Origin of the sequence: Lysobacter zhanggongensis, assembly GCF_046638635.1 — a bacterium.
GTDB classification, from domain to species: domain Bacteria; phylum Pseudomonadota; class Gammaproteobacteria; order Xanthomonadales; family Xanthomonadaceae; genus Novilysobacter; species Novilysobacter luteus.
The window spans coordinates 1-20078 of sequence record NZ_JBJXHK010000031.1 but is presented as its reverse complement, the minus strand read 5'-3'; the positions used below and the strand labels follow the sequence as shown (position 1 = coordinate 20078).

The following is a 20078-nucleotide window of genomic DNA, read 5'->3' as shown; positions in this document are numbered from 1 at the left end:
TCTACCCGGGCGCTAGAGGGTGTCGAGGAACCCACGCACGGCCGGGGAGAACCGGTCGAAATCGACGAGGAACGCGTCGTGGCCCTGCGGCGACGGCAACGGCAGGAAGCTCGCATCGGCGCCGCCGGCCCGCAGCCCTTCGGCGATCTCGCGCTGCTGTTGCAGCGGGAACAGGATGTCGGTCTCCGCGCCGATGGCCAGCGCCTTCTCGATCCGGATCGCCGCCAGCCCGGCGCGGGTGTCGGTCTCGGCGTCGCCGCAGCGCCCGGCGCAGTGGTCACCGAGGTCGAACCAGTCCATCGAGCGGCTGAGGTAGAGGTAGCAGTTGGGGTCGAAGCGGCGGACAAAGCGCCGGGCATGAGCCTCCAGGTAGCTCTCCACTTCGAACTCCAGTCCGAATGGATCGTCGTCGGCGCGGTCGGAGTCCAGCCGGACGCGGCCGAACCGGCCGTCCCACTCGAGCGCCGAGCGGTAGGTGATGACGCCGAGCTTGCGCGCCATGCGCATCCCCGACTCGGGGTAGCTGGTGTCGTCGTAGCAGCCGTTGTTCCAGTTCGGGTCCAGCCGGATGGCCTCGCGCTGCAGCGAACGGATCGCGATCGAGAACGGCAGGGCCTTGGCGGCGCCGGAAATGTTGATGTGCGTGCGGGCGATGCCCGGGTGACCGGCTAGCATCGCCAGCGACACCATCCCGCCCATCGAGTTGCCGACCACGCAGGCCAACTGGTCGACGCCCAGCGTCCGCACCAGGTGGGCGGCCGCCTCGGCGCCGTCCTCGATCGACAGCTCGGGGAAGTCCAGGCGGTAGGGCTCGCCGGTGTCGGGATTGGCGGAGGCGGGGCCGGAGGACCCCTTGCAGCTCCCCAGCGCGTTGCTGCAGATGACGAACCAGCGGTCTGTGTCGATCGCCTTGCCGGGGCCGACCATCGCCTCCCACCAGCCCGGCTCGGGGTTGGCGTCGTTGGAGGCGGCGTGGGCGTCGGGCGAGAGCCCGGTGACGATCAGCAGGGCGTTGTCACGTGCGGGCGAGAGCGTGCCCCACGTTTCGTAGGCGACCCGTGCGTGGTGGATCTCGCCGCCCCGTCGCATCGGGAACGGCGAGGGCAGGTCGATGAAGCGGGTACCGGGCGGGATGAATTCGGTCATGCGCCTATTCGACCACACGGTCGATCATCAACGCTGCCGAAACCTCCGCGCCGTTTTCCACCACCACCGGTGCCGATTCGAAGTCGCCCGCCCGCGGGGTGGCGTCGCCACTGGCGGACACGCGTGCAAGCAGTTCGACCTGTGGCAGGTCGGAGAGGCGGGCAGTCGGCATCAGGCTGTCGGCGTCGGTGAGGGTGACCGTCAGCGGGAAGCCGGTGGGTTGCAGCTTCTCGACCGCGACCGGCATCGGGGGGCCGCCGGGGCGTCGCGCGATCACGAACACGCTGGCGCCGTCGGGGTAGCGCATCGCCAGGGCCGGGTCGAGCGAGACGCTCGCGGTGATGGTGGCGGGGGATGCCGCCGTTTCAGGGGCGGGCGGCAGCGGCGCCATCCCGGCATCGGCGCGGGCCAGGTCGATCTGCTCGCGCAGGCTGGCCGCGGTGGTTGCGTCGACCTGGGCCAGCAACGGCTCCCAGATCGCCACGGCCTCGGCGGCCGCACCGGCCTGGCGACGGGCGATGCCGAGGAACCAGCGGGCGCGCTGGTGCTGGGGCTCGATCTCAAGCGCGTGGCGGAGCATCGCCACCGCGGTTTCGTCGAACAGGCGGGACGGGTCGGCCTTGGCGCGGGCCTCGGCGGCCTCGGCCAGCAGGGCGGGTTCGTCCGGGGCGAGCAGCACCGCGCGGGCGTAGGCGTCACGCGACTCGGCGAATCGGCCTTCGGCCGCGTGAGCGCGCGCCAGCAAGCGCCATCCTTCGATCTGGTTGGGATCGCGTTCCAGTTCGGCGGTCAGTTGCACGATCGCCTCCGACAGTGATTCCGGCGCGCGTCGCTGGCTGGCGTCGAGCGCGCGCGGCGTGCCGACCAAGGCATACAGCAAGCCCGTGGTGACCAGCAGGCCGGCCAGCATGCCGGCACCGGCCAGCGGCCGGTCGCGCCAAACCGGGCGCAACACCAGCGCCAGGACCAGCAGGGCCAGCACCAGGCTGGCGATCACGAACACACTCATCACCACTCCTGGTCCTGGTCGCGCGCCTCGTCCGGAGCAGCGGCCGCACGCGGGTCCGCACGGCGGCGCACGATGCCCACCACCACCAGCCCGCCCGCCAGCAGCAGCACGGCGGGACCGAACCACAGCAGCCAGGTGGTCGGTTCGACACGCGGGCGGTACAGCACGAATTCGCCGTAGCGTGCGACCAGGTACTGCTTGATCTCGGCGTCGGTCATGTCCTTGCGCATCAGCACCAGCACCTCGTTTCGCAGGTCCTGGGCGATGGCGGCATTGGAATCGGCCAGCGACTGGTTCTGGCACTTCACGCAGCGCAGTTCTTCCGTCAGCGCGTGGAAGCGTTCGGCTTCGGCGCGGCTGGTGAACTCCGGCGGGGCGACGGTGGTCGCGGCCTGCGCGAGCGCGGCGGTCGGCAGCGCCCACGCCAGCGTGAGCAACACCAGCGTCAGCAGGGCGCGCACGCGGAGCATCAGCCGTCCACCTGGTCGAGCAGCGGGATCAGCTCGTCGCGGATGGTCTCGTCGCTGACCGGGCCCACGTGCTTCCAGCGGATCACGCCGGCCGCGTCGACCAGGAAGGTCTCCGGTGCGCCGTAGATGCCCCAGTCGATCGCCTTGTCGCCGGTGTAGTCGGTCAGCACCAGCCAGTACGGGTTGCCGAACTGCTCGAGCCAGCGCAGCGCGTCGGCGTGCTCGTCCTTGAGGTTGTAGCCGATCACGCGGATGCGCTTGGTCTCGGCGAACCGGGTCAGCACCGGGTGCTCGACCCTGCACTCCGGGCACCAGCTGCCCCAGACGTTGAGCAGGTAGGGCTCGCCCAGAAGCTCCGTGGACGACACCAGGCGGCCGGCCTCGTGCAGCACCGGCAACTCGAAGGCGGGCGCAGGCTTGCCGATCAACGGCGAGGGCAGTGCCTCGCGGTTGCCCTGGCGGCTGAGGATCACGCCGGCCAGCAGCAGCGCGGCCAGCAGGCCGAACACGACCAGTGGCAGCCAGCGGGCCTTGGATGTGTTGGTGGTCATTGCACGCTCCCTGCGGTGTTGGCGGTACCGGGGCGGGCGTCGACCCGGCGGAAACGGCGGTCGGCCGCGGTGACCAGCCCGCCCAGCGTCATCAGCAACGCGCCGACCCAGATCCAGCGCACGAACGGCTTGATGTGTACGCGGATGGCCCACGCATCGCCGCCGAGCGGTTCGCCCAGCGCGACGTACAGGTCGCGGGTCACGCTGCGCTCGATGGCGGCTTCGGTCATGACCTGGCCGCCGCTGACATAGGCGCGCTTTTCAGGATGCATGGTCGCCAACGGGGCGCCGTCGCGGAAGACCTGGACGGTGCCCAGGTCGGCCTCGTAGTTGGGGCCGACGCGATGCTCGACGCCCTCGAACCGGAACGCATGTCCGCCCAGCTCGACGGTCTGGCCCGGCTTCACCGCAAGCTCCTTCTGCAGGCTCAGGCCTTCCACCAGCAGCGCGCCGGCCAGGAACACCGCGACGCCGAGGTGGGCCAGGGTCATCCCCCACATCTCGGCGGTCATCCGCCCGCTGGCCGACAGCCGCGACCACGCGAAGCGCAGCGTGCCCAGCCCGACCCACACGGCGCCGGTGACGCCCGCCGCCACCTTCCATGCACCCTGCGGCGCGAAGAAGAACGCCGCGACGCCGGCCGCCAGCGCGAGCCCGGCCCACGGCGCAAGCATCGCCAGTGGCCGCGATACCTGCTCGCGCTGCCAGCGCGTCACTGGGCCGAACGGCAGCAGCAGCACCAGCGGCGCCATCAGCAGGGTGAACAGCAGCGCGAAGTAGGGCGGCCCCACCGAGATCTTGCCCAGCTCCAGCGCATCGGCCAGCAGCGGGTACAGCGTGCCGAGCAGCACCATCGCGCAAGCGGTCGACAACAGCAGGTTGTTCCCCAGCAACAGGGTCTCGCGCGAGCTTGCGGCGAAGTACTGGCGCGGGTCGGCCTTGCCATCGCTGTCGCCGGGTGCGCGCAGCGCGTAGAGCACCAGCGAACCGCCGATGACGATGCCGAGGAAGATCAGGATGAACAGCCCGCGGGTCGGGTCGGCCGCGAAGGCATGCACGCTGGTGAGTACGCCCGAGCGCACCAGGAACGTGCCCAGCAGCGACAGCGAGAACGTGGCGATGGCCAGCAGCAGGGTCCAGCCCCGGAAGGCGCCACGCTTCTCGGTGACCGCCTGCGAATGCAGCAGCGCCGCGCCGGCGAGCCACGGCATGAAGCTGGCGTTCTCGACCGGATCCCAGAACCACCAGCCGCCCCAGCCCAGCTCGTAGTACGCCCACCAGCTGCCCAGCGCGATGCCGGCGGTCAGGAACGCCCAGGCGACGTTGGTCCACGGCCGGGTCCAGCGCAGCCAGCGCGCGTCGACGTGGCCGTCCAGCAGTGCGGCGATCGCAAACGCGAAGGGGACGGCAAAGCCCACGTAGCCGAAGTACAGCATCGGCGGGTGGATGATCATCCCCGGGTCCTGCAGCAGCGGGTTGAGGTCGCGTCCCTCCGCCGCCGCCGGCAGCAACCGGTCGAACGGGTTGCTGGTGAAGATCAGGAAGGCCAGGAAGCCGACACTGACGATGCCCATCACGCCAAGCACTCGCGCGATCACCTGGGCCGGCAGCGCCCGCGAGAAACGCGCCACCACCGCCGTCCACAACGCCAGCACCAGCGCCCACAGCAGCAGCGAGCCCTCGTGTGAGCCCCAGACCGCGGTGTATCGGTAGACCATCGGCAGCAGCGAGTTGGAGTTCTCGGCCACGTAACGCACCGAGAAGTCCTGGCTGACGAACGCTTCGGTGAGAATGCCGAACGCCAGGGCCACCAGCACCAGCTGCGCATAGGCGGCCGGCCGCGCGGTGGCCATCCACGCGCCGATCCCGCGCTGGGCGCCGACCAGTGGCAGCGCGGCCTGCAGCATCGCCACCAGCAGTGCGAGGACCAGTGCGACCTGGCCGAATTCGGGCAGCATCAGTTGGCCGATCCGGCGGTGCCCGCGGCCGGCGCGTCGACGTCGTGTTTCTGGTGCGCCTGGCCCATCTTGTCGGCGACTTCCTTGGGCATGTAGGTCTCGTCGTGCTTGGCCAGCACTTCCTCGGCGACGAAGCGGTCGCCGTCCATGCGGCCGGTCGCGACCACGGCCTGGTTCTCGCGGAACAGGTCGGGGAGGATCCCGGTGTAGGTGACCGGCATCAGGGCGTCACCATCGCTGACGTCGAAGTGGGACTCCAGCGTGCCATCGACACGCCGCAGCGAGCCTTCGGCCACCATGCCGCCGAGGCGGAACCGGGCCTGGCCCGAGCGCACGTCGGCGCCGGCCTCGCCACTGATCACCTCGTTGGGCGTGTACAGGTAGGCGACGTTGCGCTGCAGCGCCATTGCGACCAGGGTTGCGGCGATCGCGGCGGCCACCACGAGCGCGAGCACCCAGAGCAGGCGGCGGCGTCGGACAGGATTCATCGGGTCAACTCGTCGGTAACGGAGGGGGTGTGCGGCGCGGACGTCCGCGCGGCCGCTTGGCGTTGCGCCCGGCGGCGCGCCGCGCGGAGCTCGCGGCGGACCTGCAGCAGCGGCGATACCAGGTCCCACGCCAGCACCACGGCAAACACGGCGTAGGCGGCGACCACGTAGCCCAGGTAGCTCATCGCGAGCCCCCGGCCAGTGTCGCCACCCAGGCCTTGCCGGCTTCGCGGCGCAGGTTGTCGGCCCGCGAGCGGGCGAGCAGGGCGCCGACGAACCAGAGCTTGGTGCCGATCAGCATCCAGACCAGCGGCTGGATCATCGACGGGTCCATCGTCGACTCGCCGAATATGCGGATGGTCTGGCCCTGGTGCAGCGAGTTCCACCAGATCACCGAGTAGCGGATCACCGGCAGCAGGACGACACCGACGATCGCCAGCAACCCGGCGGCACGCGCGGCCGCGCGGCGGTCGTCGATGGCGTTGTACAGGCCGATCACGCCCAGGTAGAGGAACAGCAGGATCAGCTCGGTGGTCAGGCGCGGGTCCCAGTCCCACCAGGTGCCCCACATCGGCTTGCCCCAGATCGAACCGGTCACCAGCGTGATCAGGGTGAAACCCGCCCCGATCGGCGCGCAGGCCATGGCCAGGATCTCGCACAGCTTGATGCGCCAGACCAGCGCGATGGCCGCGTACAGCGCCATCAGACCGAACACCAGCATGCTCATCCAGGCGCTGGGCACGTGGATGTAGAGGATCCGGAAGCTGTCGCCCTGCTGGTAGTCGGCCGGCACCAGGAACAGCGCCCCGTAGGCGCCCCAGAGCATCACCAGCAGGCCCAGCCCGTAACCCCACGGCGCCCAGCGGGCGGCGAAGCGGTCGAAGTAGGGAGGCGAACCGAGTTTGTGGAACCAGCGGATCAGAGGATTCATCTGTTTTCAGTTCAGGGCGATGCGGATCGCGGCGGCGGCGGCCAGCGGCGCCAGCACCAGCGAAACCACCAGTCCGGCCCCCAGCAGCAGCAGCGCGCCGACCGGGTCCATTCCCTGGGCCGAAGCGGCCACGCTGCCAGCCCCGAACACCAGTACGGGGACGTACAAGGGCAGCGCAAGCAATGCCAGAAGTATACCGGAGCGCCTCATCCCGACGGTCAGCGCGGCAACCACCGCACCCAGCAGGCTCAGCAGCGGCGTGCCGAGCGCGAGCGAGGCCATCAGCACCGGCAACTGGCCGCGCGGCAGGTGCATCAGCTCGGCCAGGAACGGGGTGGCCAGCAGCAACGGCAGGGCGGTCGTCGCCCAGTGCATGAACGTACGCACACCGACCAGCCATGCCAGCGGCACCGGCGCCAGCATCCACTGCTCCAGCGAACCGTCCTCGGCATCGCCGCGGAAAAGCGTGTCCAGCGCCAGCAGGCCCGACAGCAGCACCGCGACCCAGAGCACGGCCGGGGCCACGCTGGCCAGCACCTTCGCCTCGCCACCCAGCGCGAGCGCGAACAGCACGATCACCAGCAGCGCGAACAGGGCCGGCTGCAGCGCATCGCCACGGCGGCGCCACAGCAGGCGCAGGTCGCGGCGCATCAGCGCCGAGGCGGTCCCGGGCAGGCCGGGCAGGGGGCTGGTCGCCTTCATGCGGCGCGCTCGGCGACGGGTCGGGTCATCACCAGCAGCCGGGTGCGGACGGGCGGGGCGGCATAGGCACCATGGGTGGTCACCAGTGCCGCGCCGCTGGCGCGCAGGTGCGCCTGCACCATCCGGTTGACCAGTTCGATGCCTTCCAGGTCGAGGTTGGCGTAGGGCTCGTCCAGCAGCCACAACGGTGCCGGGGACAGCCACAGGCGGGCCAATGACAGGCGCTTCTTCTGCCCGGCCGAAAGTTGCCGCGCGAGCGCGTCCTCGTAGCCGGCCAGCCCGACGATCCCGAGCGCATGTTCCGGCAACTGGCCGCGGCGGCGCCCCTGCAGGCCGCACAGGAATTCGAGGTTCTCCAGCACGCTGAGGTCGGCCTTCAGCCCGGGCAGGTGGCCGAGGTAGGCGATCGCCCGCGCGCGCCGCGCCGGCCCTGCGGCACCGCCGTCGATGTCGATCTCGCCGGCATCGGCGCTCAGCAGGCCGGCCAGTACGCGCAGCAAGGTGGTCTTGCCGGCGCCGTTGTCGCCCTGCACCAGCAGTGCCTCGCCCGCATCGACGCTGAAGTCGAGCGGGCCGAACACGGGGTCGTCGTTGCGGGCGAAGCGCAGGCCGCGGGCCTCCAGCAGCGGCTGCGCGGGCGGGTCGGTCAGGGGCATGGGTTACGGCGCACGGTCGACGGCCGGCGGGCCGGCAGACCGGCGATTCTACCGCGCACGCCCACGCCGCACCGACCCGGTGTCACCCGGCGCATTGGGTCTCGGGGACCGTCTCGCCGGGCCAGTCGGTGTAGGGCGATTCGGATGCTGACGGGGAGGCCGGGTCGGGCCGCTGAATCAGCATCCGCAGGCGCACCGGTTCCCCGCGCGTCCAGCACAGCACGCCGGCCTGGCCGAACTCGCGGGCCAGGTGATCGGCCGCGTGGTCGTCGACGTCGGCCAGCAGCCAGCCCGGCTCGTGCCAGTGGCCGTCCGGACTCTGCGCCCAAGCCCGGAGCCGGGCAACGCCGTCGGCATCGAGTTGCGACACCAGCAATGCGTCGGCGGACTCGTTGGCGGTGTCGGAGTGCGGTTCGGAGGCCGGGTTCCAGGCGGTGACGAACACGTAGTGCGAAGCGGGCCAGTAGGCCTCGAGGTCAGTGGCCGGCTCGCCGACGCGCAGCCGCACGGTGTCGCCGTCGAGGGTGACGCCGTAGTCGGCCGCGGCGTAGGCGGCCGCCAGTTCGGACGCGTCGACGACCCGGTAGATGCGCATGAACGGGAGTTTCGACCGCGCCCGGAGTGGATGCAAGCGCGCCCACGGCCGCACACGCGCGGATTTCGTAGACTCCGGGTTCCCCCGGATGCACAAGACACGATGACGCCTGACCTGCGTACCAAACTGCCCCGCGTGGGCACCACGATCTTCGCCGTGATGTCGCAGCTGGCCGCCGAGCACGGCGCGGTCAACCTCGGCCAGGGGTTCCCCGATTTCGACGTCCCACCGCGACTGGTGGATGCGCTGGCGCGTGCGATGCGCGACGGGCACAACCAGTACGCGCCAATGACCGGCCTGCCGGTGCTGCGCGAGGCGATCGCCGACAAGACCGCGCGCTGTTACGGCTACCGTCCGGACCCGGCGGCGGAGATCACGGTCACCTCCGGCGCAAGCGAGGCGATCTTCGACGCCATCCACGCGGTGGTCCGCCCGGGCGACGAAGTCATCGTGCTGGACCCCTGCTACGACTGCTACGAGCCGGCGATCGACCTCGCTGGCGGTGTCGCCGTCCACGTGCCGCTGGACCCGCAGACCTTCGCGCCCGACTGGGAGCTCATCCGCCGGGCGGTGACCCCGAAGACGCGGATGCTGATGACCAACACCCCGCACAACCCGTCGGGGGCGATGTTCGATGCCGGCGACATCCAGCAACTGGCCGACCTGCTGCGTGGCACCGACATCGTGCTGCTTTCGGACGAGGTCTACGAGCACATCGTGTACGACGGCCGCCGGCACGAATCGGTGCTGCGCTACCCGGAACTGCGCGAGCGGGCGTTCGTCATCTCGAGCTTTGGCAAGACCTACCACTGCACCGGCTGGAAGGTGGGTTACTGCGTGGCGCCGCCTTCGCTGAGCGCCGAGTTCCGCAAGGTCCACCAGTACAACACCTTCTGTACGTTTACCCCCGCGCAGGCCGCGTTCGCGGAAATGATCGCCGACGAGCCGGAGCATTACGAAACGCTGGGCGCCTTCTACCAGCCCAAGCGCGACCGCTTCCGCGAACAGCTGCTGACCACCCGGCTGAAGCCGTTGCCGGTCCCGGGCGGCTACTTCCAGCTGGTCGACTATTCGGAGGTCAGCGACCTCGACGACGCTGCGTTCTGCCGCTGGCTGACGGTCGAGCACGGCGTGGTCGCGATCCCGCTTTCGCCCTTCTACGGCTCTCCGCCGGTGGGCCAGCGCCTGGCGCGGCTGTGCTTTGCAAAGAACGAGGCCACGCTGGATGCCGCGATCGAGCGGCTGGGGAGGCTGTGATGCCGACGACCAACCTGCGCATCTCGCTGGTCCAAGGCGCCACGGTGTGGCACGACCCGGCCGCCAACCGCGAGTACTACGGCGGCCTGCTGGCGCCGTTGCATGACACCACCGACCTGGTGCTGCTGCCGGAGACCTTCACCAGCGGCTTCTCCAACGAGGCGCTGGACACCGCCGAGACGATGGAAGGCCAGACTCTCGCGTGGATGCGTATGCAGGCGGCGAAGCTGGGCGCCGCCATCGCCGGCAGCGTGCAGATCCGCGACGGTGACGGCGTGTACAACCGCCTGCTGTTCGTCACCCCCGATGGCGGTGTGTCGCACTATGACAAGCGCCACCTGTTCCGATACGCCCATGAGCACGAGCGCTACGCGGCCGGCCGGGACCGGCTGGTCGTGGAATGGAGGGGTTGGCGGATCTGTCCGCTGGTCTGTTACGACCTGCGGTTCCCGGTGTTCTCGCGCAACCGCTACGACGTCGAGCGGCCCGAGGCGCTGGACTACGACCTGGCGCTGTACGTCGCCAACTGGCCGGCGGCGCGCGACCACGCCTGGAAGACCCTGCTGCGCGCCCGTGCGATCGAGAACCTGTGCTACGTCGCCGGCCTGAACCGTGTGGGCGAGGACGGCAACCGGATCCGCTACAACGGTGACAGCGCGGTGATCGATTTTCTGGGCCATCCCGTCACCGAGTGTGCCGACATGGAAGTGGTCACCACCAGCACGTTGCTGGGTTCGGAGCTGGCGCGGCACCGGCAGAAGTTCCCGGCGATGCTGGACGGCGACCGGTTCGAGCTGGGCTGAGGCAGGCGCAGCTTCACGCCGCGTCGCCGGGGTGCGCGGTATCCCGGAAGTCCCGGTGCCGGAACGACGGCCGCAGGTCCGCCCATGCCCTTCAATCGCGTCTACATCGACAACGAACCCACCCGCGCCGAAGTCGACGCGATGGCCGGCCCGTTGGTGATCGAGTTCGGCACCGCCTGGTGCGGGCATTGCCAGGCCGCCGAACCGGCCCTGCGGGCGGCATTGGCCCGGCACCCCGCGGTGGATCACCTCAGGATCGAGGACGGCGCCGGCCGCGCGCTGGGGCGCTCGTTCAAGGTGAAGCTGTGGCCGACCTTCGTCTTCCTGGCCAAGGGCGGCGAGGTCGCGCGGCTGGTACGCCCGACCGAGCAGGAGCCGATCGACGACGCGTTGGCGCTGCTGGCGCCGGAGGAGAACCCATGAACACCCACGGTCCCCGCGCCCGCCCGCACCACGTAGTCCTCGCTGCGTGCGTGCTGGTGCTTCCCCTGGTGTACGGCTGCCAACGCGACACCGACCGCCCACCGATGCTCACCGAGGGGGCCGAAACGCCGTCCGCCACGGCCGACTCCGGCGCGCTGGTGACCCAGCGGACGATGACGTCCGACAGCCTGCAGGTCATGTCGGTAGGTGGGCCCGCGCCGTTCGTCGCCGACAGCGACCGTCGTGCGGTGTATATGCTCGAGGGCGACACCGACGGTAGCGGATGCTCCGATGACTGCCTGCGGGAGTGGGCGCCGGTGTATGCCCCCACCGGCGAGCCGGACCTGGGCGAGGGCCTCGCACCGGCCCTGCTCAACGTGGTGACTCGCGCCGATGGCACCCGCCAGATGAGCTACGGCGGCCACCCGCTGTACCACTACGCCGGCGATACCGCCCGTGGCGACGTGACCGGACACGATGTGCGCGACACCTGGGGCCACTGGCGCCTGCTCACGCCGCAAGGCCAGCCGGTCGGCGAACCCGTGGGTGCGCTGCGCTCCGATGGCGCCGAACCACCGGTGTCTGCGCCCGCGCCCGACGGCGACGGCTGATCCCGGGCGACCCTGGCCGATCGTTCAGACCAGGCCGGTCGCGTAGAACACGCCGATGATCACCATCACGGCGAGCGTCTTGATGATGGTGATGGCAAAGATGTCCTTGTAGGCCTGGCGATGGGTCAGGCCGGTCACCGCCAGCAGGGTGATGACCGCCCCGTTGTGGGGCAGAGTGTCCATGCCACCCGATGCCATCGCCGCGACCCGGTGCAGCACTTCCATCGGGATGCCGGCCGCGTTGGCATTCGCGATGAAGGTGTCGGCCATCGCCGCCAGCGCGATGCTCATGCCGCCTGACGCCGATCCGGTGATGCCGGCCAGCGCGGTGACGGTGACCGCCTCGTTGACCAGCGGGTTCGGGATCGCGCCCAGCGCGTTGGCGACAACCAGGAAGCCCGGCAGCGCGGCGATCACGGCACCGAACCCGTACTCGGACGCGGTGTTCATCGCCGCCAGCAACGCCCCGCCGATGGCGGTCTTCGTGCCTTCGGAAAAGGTGGTCATCACCGGCTTCCAGGCGAACGCGAGCACGGTCAGGATGCCGACCAGCAGTGCGCCCTCGACGGCCCAGATCGCGGTGACCGACGACACCTGCTGCACCACCGGTGCGGCGTTGCCGATCACCGCCGGGTCGAACGCGTGGGTGTCGCCGTAGTAGCGGGGGATCCAGTCGGTGAACAGTTTGTTGCTCACGCCCACCAGCACCAGCGGCAGGATCGCGATGGCGGGATGGGCCAGCTTTCCGCCTGCAAACGCGGCCGGTTCGTTGACCAGCGTCGATGCCTCGCCGTAGCCCTCGCCATTGCGGGCCGCGACCCGCCGGCGCCAGTCGAGGTAGGCCAGTCCGACGGCCAGGATGAAGATGCCGCCGATCGTGCCCAGCCACGGCGCCGCCCAGGTGTTGGTGCCGAAGAACGTGGTCGGGATGATGTTCTGGATCTGTGGCGTGCCGGGCAGCGCATCCATCGTGAAGGTGAACGCTCCCAGCGCGATCGTGCCGGGGATCAGCCGCTTGGGGATGTCGCTCTGGCGGAACAGCTCGGCGGCGAACGGGTAGACCGCGAACACCACCACGAACAGCGACACGCCGCCGTAGGTCAGCAGGGCGCAGACGATGACGATCGACAGGATCGCGCGGCTCGCGCCGAACAGGCGGATCGTCGCGGCGACGATCGCCTTGGAGAACCCCGACAGCTCGATCACCTTGCCGAAGATCGCGCCGAGCAGGAACACCGGGAAGTAGTTCTTCAGGAACCCGACCATCTTGTCCATGAACAGGCCGGTGAACATCGGCGCGACCAGCGACGGGTCGGTCAGCAGGACCGCGCCCAGGGCGGCCACCGGGGCGAACAGGATGACGCTGTAGCCGCGGTACGCGACCAGCATCAGGAAGGCCAGCGCCGCCAGCACGATCAGGAATTCCATGGGACCCCTTGCCCACCTCAGTGGGGTCGAAGTCTCGGCGTGCGCGCCTGCCGCGGGCATTGTCCGAAGGTACAGCTGCGACCGCCGTCGCCGTGCCCCTAGTCTTGCCTGCAATGGCGGATCGTCCGCCGGTTCGCATACGTTCCCGGGGAGAGCTAGAGATGGGTCGCAATCGCTTGAGTCGCACCACCCTTGCCGTCGCCGTTGCCGGCGCACTGCTCGCACCGGCCGCATGGGCGCAGGACACCACCGTGCAGACCCCGCCGGAAACGGCCACCCGGTCGGACGCGACCACGCTGGGCGCGGTGACGGTAACGGCGCGCAAGCGCGAGGAAACCATCCAGGACGTGCCCGTCGCGGTCACCGCGTTCACCGCCGAAGCGCTGGACCGTCTCGCGGTCGAGGACCTCGGCGGCCTCGATGCGCACGTGCCCAACCTCACCATCTACGCCGCGCGGGGGTCCAGCAGCACCATCACCGCCTACATCCGCGGCGTCGGCCAGTCCGACCCGCTGTGGGGCGTGGACCCGGGCGTGGGCATCTACATGGACGATGTCTATATCGCGCGTCCGCAGGGCGCCCTGCTGGACGTGTTCGATGTGCAGCGGGTCGAGGTACTGCGCGGTCCGCAGGGCACGCTGTACGGCAAGAACACCATCGGCGGCGCGATCAAGTACATCTCCAAGGGCCTGCCGCGCGAGATGGAGGGCTTTGCCGAGGTGACCGTGGGCAACCACGACCAGCTCGACGTCAAGGCCGCCGTCGGTGGCCCACTGGCCGGCAACGACGCGCTGCGCGCGCGGATCGCGGTGGCAAGCCTCAACCGCGACGGCTTCGGCGAGAACGTCTACAACGACCAGCCGGTCAGCGACAAGGAAATCCTGGCGATGCGCGCCCAGCTCGGCGCCTACGTCAGCGACGACCTCGACATCCAGTTCGCGTTCGACTGGATGGACGACCAGTCCGGGGTGCGTGGCGCGAAGATGCTGGCGCCCAACCGCTTCGTCCCGGGCTTCGACCCGATGGACAGCCGCTACGACATCCGCAGCGGCATGCCCAACGTCAATGACACCACCATCGGTGGTGCATCGGCCACGGTGAACTGGCGCGCGAGTGACGACTGGGCGTTCAAGTACGTGCTCGCCAAGCGCGAGTCCGACACCGAGACCAACATCGACTTCGACACCCTTCCGGCGCGCATCGCCGACGTGAAGGCCTTCTACTCCGACGAGCAGGTCAGCCACGAGTTGCAGGCGAACTACGACGCCGGTGGCCGGGCGCGCGGCGTGATGGGCATCTACGCCTTCGACGGCGAGGCCGGCGGCCAGGTGCTCAACAACTTCTTCGACCTGCTGTTCGGCGACACCCAGGGCACGGTCTACACGGAGAGCGTAGCGCTGTACGCCGATTGGACGTTCGACCTGAGCAACCAGCTGTCGCTCAACGTCGGCGCGCGCTACACCGACGAGGACAAGAACGCGGTGGTGTTCAACCGCGGCTACACCGACGCGACCTACACGGTGCCGACCGCGGTGGTGGCCGACTTCGACAAGACCATCAACTTCAAGAACACCTCGCCCAAGGTCGCGCTCGACTATCAGGTGACGCCGGACATCATGGTCTACGGCACCGCATCGCGCGGCTTCAAGTCGGGCGGCTACAACATCCGCGCCCAGGCCACCGCGGTGCCGCGCTCGGCCGAGCCATTCGACGACGAGGTGGTCGACAGCTTCGAGGTCGGCAGCAAGATGGCCTTCCTCGACCAGACGCTGTTCCTCAACCTGTCGGCGTTCCACAACAAGTACGAGGACATCCAGCTGTCGGTGTTCACCGCCTACGACAGCAACGGCGACGGCACCGAGGATGCGTTCTTCGGCGACTTCACCAACGCCGGCTCCGGCACCGTCAACGGCCTCGAGGTGGAGTACCAGTGGTTGCCGAGCCGCAGCTGGCTGCTGTCGGGCAACCTGGCCTGGCTGGACGCGAAGTACGACGAGTTCCTGTACGCCGGTGCCAACATCGCCGACGAGCAGGAGTTCACCAACGCTCCCGAGTTCTCCGGTGCGATCAACCTGGAGCACCGCGCCGACCTGGCCGGTGGCGGCAGCCTGTCGAGCCGGCTCGGCTACAGCTACCAGACCGAGGTCGTGGCCACCACCGAGATCATCCGGACCGGCGCGCTGCCCATCACCGAGGACGCGTACGGGCTGGTCAACGCCGGCGTGACCTGGAAGGACGGCGGTGCCTGGACGGTGTCCCTGCAGGGCACCAACCTGGCTGACAAGGAGTACCGGACCACCGGCTACAACCTCAATACCGCGCTGGGTGTCATGACCGGTTTCTACGGGCCGCCGCGTCAGTATTCGCTGAGCGTGCGCTACGACTTTTGACCGGTGACCCCCGGTCGCGGCGGCGGTGGGCTTCGGCCCACCGCCGTCGTTCTATCCGGGGCCCGCGGGCTATCCTCGCCCCATGCTGAACCTCTCCGTCGTCGCGCTCGCGAGCCTTGCCTGGCTCGCGCTGATGTTTGGCGCGGCGCTGTTTGCCGAACGCCGGCCGGCGCTGTGGGCCCGGCACTGGCGGCACATCTACGCGCTGTCGCTGGCGGTGCACTGCACCTCGTGGACGTTCTACGGCACGGTCACCCAGGCCGCGCGCTACGGCTGGCCACTGCCGCCCACCTTCCTCGGCGCGATCCTGCTCTACGCGCTCGCGGTCGGCTTCATGGTCCGGCTGGTCAAGCTGGCGCGGGAGACCAACGCCACCTCGATCGCCGACCTGATCGCCACGCGCCTGGGCAAGGACGCGTGGCTGGCGGCGACCGTGACCCTGGTCGCCGCGCTTGGGCTGATCCCCTACATCGCGCTGCAGTTGAAGGCCGTGGCGATGAGCTTCGCGATGCTGACCAGCCGCGACGGCAGCGGCGGGGTGGCGCCGGCGTGGCAGGACAGTGCGCTGTACGTGGCGTTGGCGATGGCGGTGTTCGCGATGCTGTTCGGTACCCGCCGGGCGAGCGCGGCCGAGCATAACCGTGGGCTGGTGCTGGCGATGGCGGCCGAATCGGTGTTCAAGCTCGCGGCCATGCTGGCGATCGGCGCGTTCGTCTGGTTCGGCCTGGACGCCCTGCCCGAGGTGAGGGTACCGGCGGCCGGCGCCGCGGCGTCGACCGGCGGGTTCGTGCCGCTGGTGCTGCTGGGCGCGCTGGCGATGTTCATCCTGCCGCACCAGTTCCACGTCGGGGTGGTCGAGTGCCGCGACGAGCGTGACGTGCGTACCGCGCGCTGGCAGTTCCCGCTCTACCTGGTGCTCATCGCGTTGCCGGTGCTGCCGCTGGCCACCGCGGGCACGGCGTTGCTGGGCGATTCGGTGCCGTCGGACCTGTACGTGCTCGCGCTGCCGCTGTCGCAGGGGCAGCACGGGCTTGCGCTTTTCGCGTTCCTCGGCGGCCTGAGTGCCGCGACCGGCATGGTGGTGGTCAGCACGCTGACGCTGAGCCTGATGATCGGTAACCACTGGTTCGCGCCGGGCCTGCTGAGGGGGGCGTGGTCGCGCAACGACGGCAGCGACCTGCGCGGCAGCGTGCTGATGCTGCGGCGGGTGGGCATCGTCGTGATCATGCTGATGGCCTGGGCGTACAGCCGGCTGGTGGCGGGCAGCGAGGCGCTGGCCGACGTCGGCGCGGTGTCGTTCTCGGCGCTGGCCACGCTCGCGCCCGCGCTCGGTTTTGCCGTGTGGCGGCCGCAGACGCCGCCGCGTGCGGCCGTGGTGGGCGTGGTGGTCGGCTTTGCCGCCTGGGCATGGGTCCTGCTGCTGCCGACGATGTCCGGGTTGCAGGGCGGGGAGGGCGCTTGGGTGCGGTCCGGACCGTTCGGCCTGGCCTGGCTGTCACCCGACGGCCTGTTCGGCCTCACCGGTTGGAGCCGCCTGGGCCGCGCGGTCGGTGCCAGTTTGTTCCTGGGCACGCTGGCGACGGTGCTGACCGCGATCTGGCGGCGCGATACGCCGCAACGTGCCCGGCGCGGACTGGATGGCAAGGCACTGCGCGACGCAGGCCTCCGGTTCCTGCCGCGCGAGCGGCTGGCCGCGTTGCTGGACGGGGTGCCTGATTCGGGCGCCGCGCCGGCACGGGTGGAGGCCGAGGTGGAACGCGAGCTGGCCGCGGTCCTGGGCTCGGCGTCGGCACGCGTGCTGCTCGATGCCGCCCGCCGCGAAGCGGGCGACCTCGACACCGTCGCCGCGATCGTCGGCGAGGCCTCGGCCGACCTGCGATTCAACCAGCGCGTGCTCGAGGCGGCGCTGCAGAACATGAGCCAGGGCATCAGCGTGGTCGACGCCGAGCTGCGGTTGGTGGCCTGGAACCGCCGGTACGCGGAGCTCTTCGCTTACCCGCCGGAGCTGCTGCAGGTTGGCCGGCCGATCGCCGACCTGTCGCGGTGGGCGCTGCAGCAACTGCCGCCGCGGGGTGACCTGGAGCGCGCGCTGGAGCGGCGCCTGGCGTTCATGCGTGCCGGCACCCCGCACCTGACCGAGCGGGTGATGCCGGACGGCAGCATCGTCGAGATCCGTGGTAATCCGATGCCGGGCGGCGGCTTCGTCGCGACCTTCACCGATGTCACCGCGTTCCGTCGCGCCCAGGCCGGGCTGCTGCAGGCCAACGAGACGCTGGAGCAACGGGTGGTCGCGCGCACCGCCGACCTGGAAGTCGCCAAGCGCCAGGCCGAGCGCGCCAACGACGCCAAGAGCCGGTTCCTCGCGGCGATCGGGCATGACCTGATGCAGCCACTGCACGCCGCGCAGCTGTTCACCGACGCGTTGGCCGCCCAGCTCTCGGCGTCGGCACAGCGCGAGGTGCTGGCGCAGATCGGCGGCGCGCTGGATTCGACCGGCGACCTGCTGACCGGCCTGCTCGACATGTCGCGGCTGGAGGCCGGCGGGCTGGTGCCCCAGCCACGCGATTTCCCGCTGGCCGAGGTGCTGGAGCCGCTGGCGTCAGAGTTCGGCGCGATTGCTGCGGCGCGTGGGCTGCGCTTCCGCTTCGCCGCCACCTCGGCGTGGGTGCACAGCGACCCGCAACTGCTGCGTCGTGTGCTGCAGAACTTCCTCGCCAACGCGGTGCGTTACACCGCCCGCGGCGGCGTGTTGCTGGGTGCGAGGCGCGATGGCGACGGCGTGCGCATCGAGGTGCACGACACCGGTCCGGGCATCGAGCCCGCACTGCAACTGGCGATGTTCGACGAGTTCCGCCGCGGCGACGATGCGCCGGGGCAGGGGCTTGGCCTGGGCCTGTCGATCGCCGACCGCATCGCACAGTTGCTGCACGCGCGGCTGTCGGTCCGCAGCGAGCCGGGCCGCGGCGCGTGCTTCGCGGTCACTGTCACCACCGTCCAGGCACCGCCGATGCCGGCCGCGGCCGCGGCCACGCGCGGTGTTGCCGGCTTGCGGGTGCTGGTGGTCGACAACGACCCCGATGCGCTGGCAGCGCTCTCGCGCGTACTGGCCGGGTGGGGCTGCGACGTCGCCGCCGCCGAAGGACGCGCCGGCGCCGAGGCGCGGCTGGCGGAGGCACCCGCCACGCTCTGGCTGTTCGACTACCACCTCGACGACGGTGATACCGGCATCGCCCTCGCAGCCGACCTCGCCGCCCGGCACGGCGCACAACCCACCCTGATCCTCAGCGCCGACGGCGGTCACGCCGTTCGTCACGCCGTACTCGAAGCCGGCCACGCACTGCTGGCCAAGCCACTGAAACCGTTGGCCCTGAAATCCGTGCTCGACCGCCTGCTCGCCGGCCGCGGCGTGCAGCCCGCACCGGCGGTGAACGGAACGTAGCCGCCGCAGCATCACCCCTGTAGGAGCGGCTTCAGCCGCGAACCACTGACACTTCGCTCCGATCCGCGATCAACGCGAACCACCCCTCGGGCGAACGGGGCCATCGCGTACCTTGCAGATCCGAGGCCGCCCCACACTTCAATCGCGACTTACGTCGCTCCTACATCCCTGCGGGCGGGGTGACGGAGGCATCCATCTGCCGCGCCGGATCGCTCAACTCCAGCTCGCGCAGCACCACGCCGGCCTGCGTGCGGTTGCGCACGCCCAGTCGCTCGAAGATGGCCGAGAGGTGGGCCTTGACCGTGCGTTCCTGCACGTCCAGCCGGTCGGCGATCTGCTTGTTCAACAAGCCCTGGGCGACCAGCGTCAGCACACGGAACTGCTGCGGTGACAGGCTCGCCAACCGTGCGGCCAGGTCGGCGTCGCCGCTGTCGCTGCGGGTACGCGACACCGCGGCGCGCAGGGCCGGCGGGAGCCACTGCTCGCAGGCCAGCACCGCACGGATCGCATCGCGCAGCTCGTCCAGGCCCGAGCTCTTGGGCAGGTAGCCGGCGGCGCCGTGGTCGAGCGCGCGGCGGACCACGCGCGGGTCGTCGTTGGCCGACACCACCACCACCGCGACGCCCGGGTGCTGCGCGCGGATCGCGGCAAGCCCGGCCAGCCCGTGGTTGCCCGGCATGTGCAGGTCGAGCAGCACCAGGTCGATGTCCGTCCCCGACTCGAGGATGCCGAGCACCTCGTCGAGCGAGCCCGCCTCGCGGACCTGCAGCTCGTCCACCGCATCGACCGCCGCACCGCGCAGCGCGGCGCGGAAGAGCGGGTGGTCGTCGGCGATGAGCAGGCTCGGCATGGCGTCGGTGTCGTGCGGCGGCGATGCGCCGGCGGGTCGGTCGCGCCAGCCTAGCAAGCGGTGCCGGCACGCGAGTGGTACGAAGGTACGATGGCGGCGCGACCGGCGCTTGTTAACGTCACCGCATGAACATGCCCAGACTCGTCCTGGCGGTCGCCGCCACCGCCGTCCTCGCCGGTTGCGCGAGTGCCCCGATGTCCAGCCGGTCGACCGCCATGGCCACGCAGTTCGATTCAGTCCGCGTCACCGAGCACCGCGGCAGCGACGACCTGCTGACCGCCGGCCTGGGACTGTCCGGCCTCCGCGCGATGACGCCGCCGGCCTTTGCCGACCCTGCTGCACCGACGCCCGCCGAGCTCCGCCGGCGCGCG

The 20078-nt window shown here is 70.3% G+C and carries 20 protein-coding genes; 7 read left to right on the top strand and 13 right to left on the bottom strand.

Annotated features, from left to right (window positions below):
* Window positions 1-12 precede the first annotated feature (12 nt).
* From metX to ACKVMH_RS07325, 11 genes are all read right to left on the bottom strand, one after another.
* The gene (gene metX, locus ACKVMH_RS07375) at window positions 13-1146 is read right to left on the bottom strand and encodes a homoserine O-acetyltransferase MetX (protein ID WP_412699804.1); all 1134 of its coding nucleotides are present in this window, start codon (window positions 1144-1146) and stop codon (window positions 13-15) included.
* A gap of 4 nt (window positions 1147-1150) precedes the next feature.
* Window positions 1151-2155, bottom strand: a complete 1005-nt coding sequence (locus ACKVMH_RS07370) for a tetratricopeptide repeat protein (RefSeq protein ID WP_412699803.1) — start codon at window positions 2153-2155, stop codon at window positions 1151-1153.
* The gene (locus ACKVMH_RS07365; RefSeq protein ID WP_215218132.1) at window positions 2155-2625 is read right to left on the bottom strand and encodes a cytochrome c-type biogenesis protein; all 471 of its coding nucleotides are present in this window, start codon (window positions 2623-2625) and stop codon (window positions 2155-2157) included. Before ACKVMH_RS07365 ends, ACKVMH_RS07370 begins: the two co-directional genes overlap by 1 nt.
* Window positions 2625-3176 (bottom strand): DsbE family thiol:disulfide interchange protein, encoded by a 552-nt coding sequence (locus ACKVMH_RS07360; protein ID WP_412699802.1) that lies wholly within the window; start codon window positions 3174-3176, stop codon window positions 2625-2627. The genes ACKVMH_RS07365 and ACKVMH_RS07360 overlap by 1 nt, the downstream gene beginning before the upstream one ends.
* Window positions 3173-5134: a heme lyase CcmF/NrfE family subunit gene (locus tag ACKVMH_RS07355; RefSeq protein ID WP_215218130.1), complete on the bottom strand. Its 1962-nt coding sequence runs from the start codon at window positions 5132-5134 to the stop codon at window positions 3173-3175. Before ACKVMH_RS07355 ends, ACKVMH_RS07360 begins: the two co-directional genes overlap by 4 nt.
* The gene (ccmE, locus tag ACKVMH_RS07350) at window positions 5134-5622 is read right to left on the bottom strand and encodes a cytochrome c maturation protein CcmE (RefSeq protein WP_215218129.1); all 489 of its coding nucleotides are present in this window, start codon (window positions 5620-5622) and stop codon (window positions 5134-5136) included. Before ccmE ends, ACKVMH_RS07355 begins: the two co-directional genes overlap by 1 nt.
* A complete protein-coding gene (gene ccmD, locus ACKVMH_RS07345; RefSeq protein ID WP_215218128.1) occupies window positions 5619-5807 on the bottom strand; it encodes a heme exporter protein CcmD in 189 nt (62 codons plus the stop codon). The genes ccmE and ccmD overlap by 4 nt, the downstream gene beginning before the upstream one ends.
* The gene (gene ccmC / locus ACKVMH_RS07340; RefSeq protein ID WP_215218127.1) at window positions 5804-6553 is read right to left on the bottom strand and encodes a heme ABC transporter permease CcmC; all 750 of its coding nucleotides are present in this window, start codon (window positions 6551-6553) and stop codon (window positions 5804-5806) included. Before ccmC ends, ccmD begins: the two co-directional genes overlap by 4 nt.
* A 6-nt stretch (window positions 6554-6559) precedes the next feature.
* Window positions 6560-7255 carry a heme exporter protein CcmB gene (ccmB, locus tag ACKVMH_RS07335; RefSeq protein ID WP_412699801.1) on the bottom strand — a complete coding sequence of 232 codons (696 nt, stop codon included), beginning with the start codon at window positions 7253-7255 and terminating at the stop codon, window positions 6560-6562.
* Window positions 7252-7911: a heme ABC exporter ATP-binding protein CcmA gene (ccmA, locus tag ACKVMH_RS07330; protein WP_412699800.1), complete on the bottom strand. Its 660-nt coding sequence runs from the start codon at window positions 7909-7911 to the stop codon at window positions 7252-7254. Before ccmA ends, ccmB begins: the two co-directional genes overlap by 4 nt.
* An 82-nt stretch (window positions 7912-7993) precedes the next feature.
* Complete coding sequence (locus ACKVMH_RS07325; RefSeq protein WP_412699799.1) at window positions 7994-8506, bottom strand: DUF3293 domain-containing protein; 513 nt, start codon at window positions 8504-8506, stop codon at window positions 7994-7996.
* Window positions 8507-8608: 102 nt separating this feature from the next.
* Here ACKVMH_RS07325 and ACKVMH_RS07320 point away from each other — a divergent pair, with 102 nt between their 5' ends.
* The 4 genes from ACKVMH_RS07320 (at window position 8609) to ACKVMH_RS07305 (ending at window position 11600) form a co-directional block, all read left to right on the top strand.
* On the top strand, window positions 8609-9763 hold the full coding sequence (locus tag ACKVMH_RS07320; RefSeq protein ID WP_412699798.1) for a pyridoxal phosphate-dependent aminotransferase: 1155 nt from the start codon (window positions 8609-8611) through the stop codon (window positions 9761-9763).
* Window positions 9763-10566 carry an amidohydrolase gene (locus ACKVMH_RS07315; protein ID WP_412699797.1) on the top strand — a complete coding sequence of 268 codons (804 nt, stop codon included), beginning with the start codon at window positions 9763-9765 and terminating at the stop codon, window positions 10564-10566. Before ACKVMH_RS07320 ends, ACKVMH_RS07315 begins: the two co-directional genes overlap by 1 nt.
* Window positions 10567-10650: 84 nt before the next feature.
* Window positions 10651-10989 carry a thioredoxin family protein gene (locus tag ACKVMH_RS07310; RefSeq protein ID WP_412699796.1) on the top strand — a complete coding sequence of 113 codons (339 nt, stop codon included), beginning with the start codon at window positions 10651-10653 and terminating at the stop codon, window positions 10987-10989.
* Complete coding sequence (locus ACKVMH_RS07305; protein ID WP_412699795.1) at window positions 10986-11600, top strand: COG4315 family predicted lipoprotein; 615 nt, start codon at window positions 10986-10988, stop codon at window positions 11598-11600. Before ACKVMH_RS07310 ends, ACKVMH_RS07305 begins: the two co-directional genes overlap by 4 nt.
* Before the next feature lie 24 nt (window positions 11601-11624).
* Here ACKVMH_RS07305 and ACKVMH_RS07300 read toward each other — a convergent pair whose 3' ends face one another.
* Complete coding sequence (locus ACKVMH_RS07300; RefSeq protein ID WP_412699794.1) at window positions 11625-13028, bottom strand: GntP family permease; 1404 nt, start codon at window positions 13026-13028, stop codon at window positions 11625-11627.
* Between the two features lie 161 nt (window positions 13029-13189).
* On the opposite strand from ACKVMH_RS07300, the gene ACKVMH_RS07295 reads away from it, so the two are divergent.
* Window positions 13190-15418, top strand: a complete 2229-nt coding sequence (locus ACKVMH_RS07295) for a TonB-dependent receptor (protein WP_412699793.1) — start codon at window positions 13190-13192, stop codon at window positions 15416-15418.
* An 82-nt stretch (window positions 15419-15500) separates the two neighbouring features.
* A complete protein-coding gene (locus tag ACKVMH_RS07290) occupies window positions 15501-18857 on the top strand; it encodes a hybrid sensor histidine kinase/response regulator (protein WP_412699792.1) in 3357 nt (1118 codons plus the stop codon).
* Between the two features lie 160 nt (window positions 18858-19017).
* Here the strand turns inward: ACKVMH_RS07290 and ACKVMH_RS07285 are convergent, their stop codons facing one another.
* Window positions 19018-19707, bottom strand: coding sequence for a response regulator transcription factor (locus ACKVMH_RS07285; RefSeq protein ID WP_412699791.1), 690 nt, complete (start codon window positions 19705-19707; stop codon window positions 19018-19020).
* A gap of 131 nt (window positions 19708-19838) precedes the next feature.
* On the opposite strand from ACKVMH_RS07285, the gene ACKVMH_RS07280 reads away from it, so the two are divergent.
* Window positions 19839-20078: 3-hydroxybutyrate oligomer hydrolase family protein (locus ACKVMH_RS07280; protein ID WP_412699790.1), on the top strand; the 240-nt coding region annotated here is incomplete at its 3' end.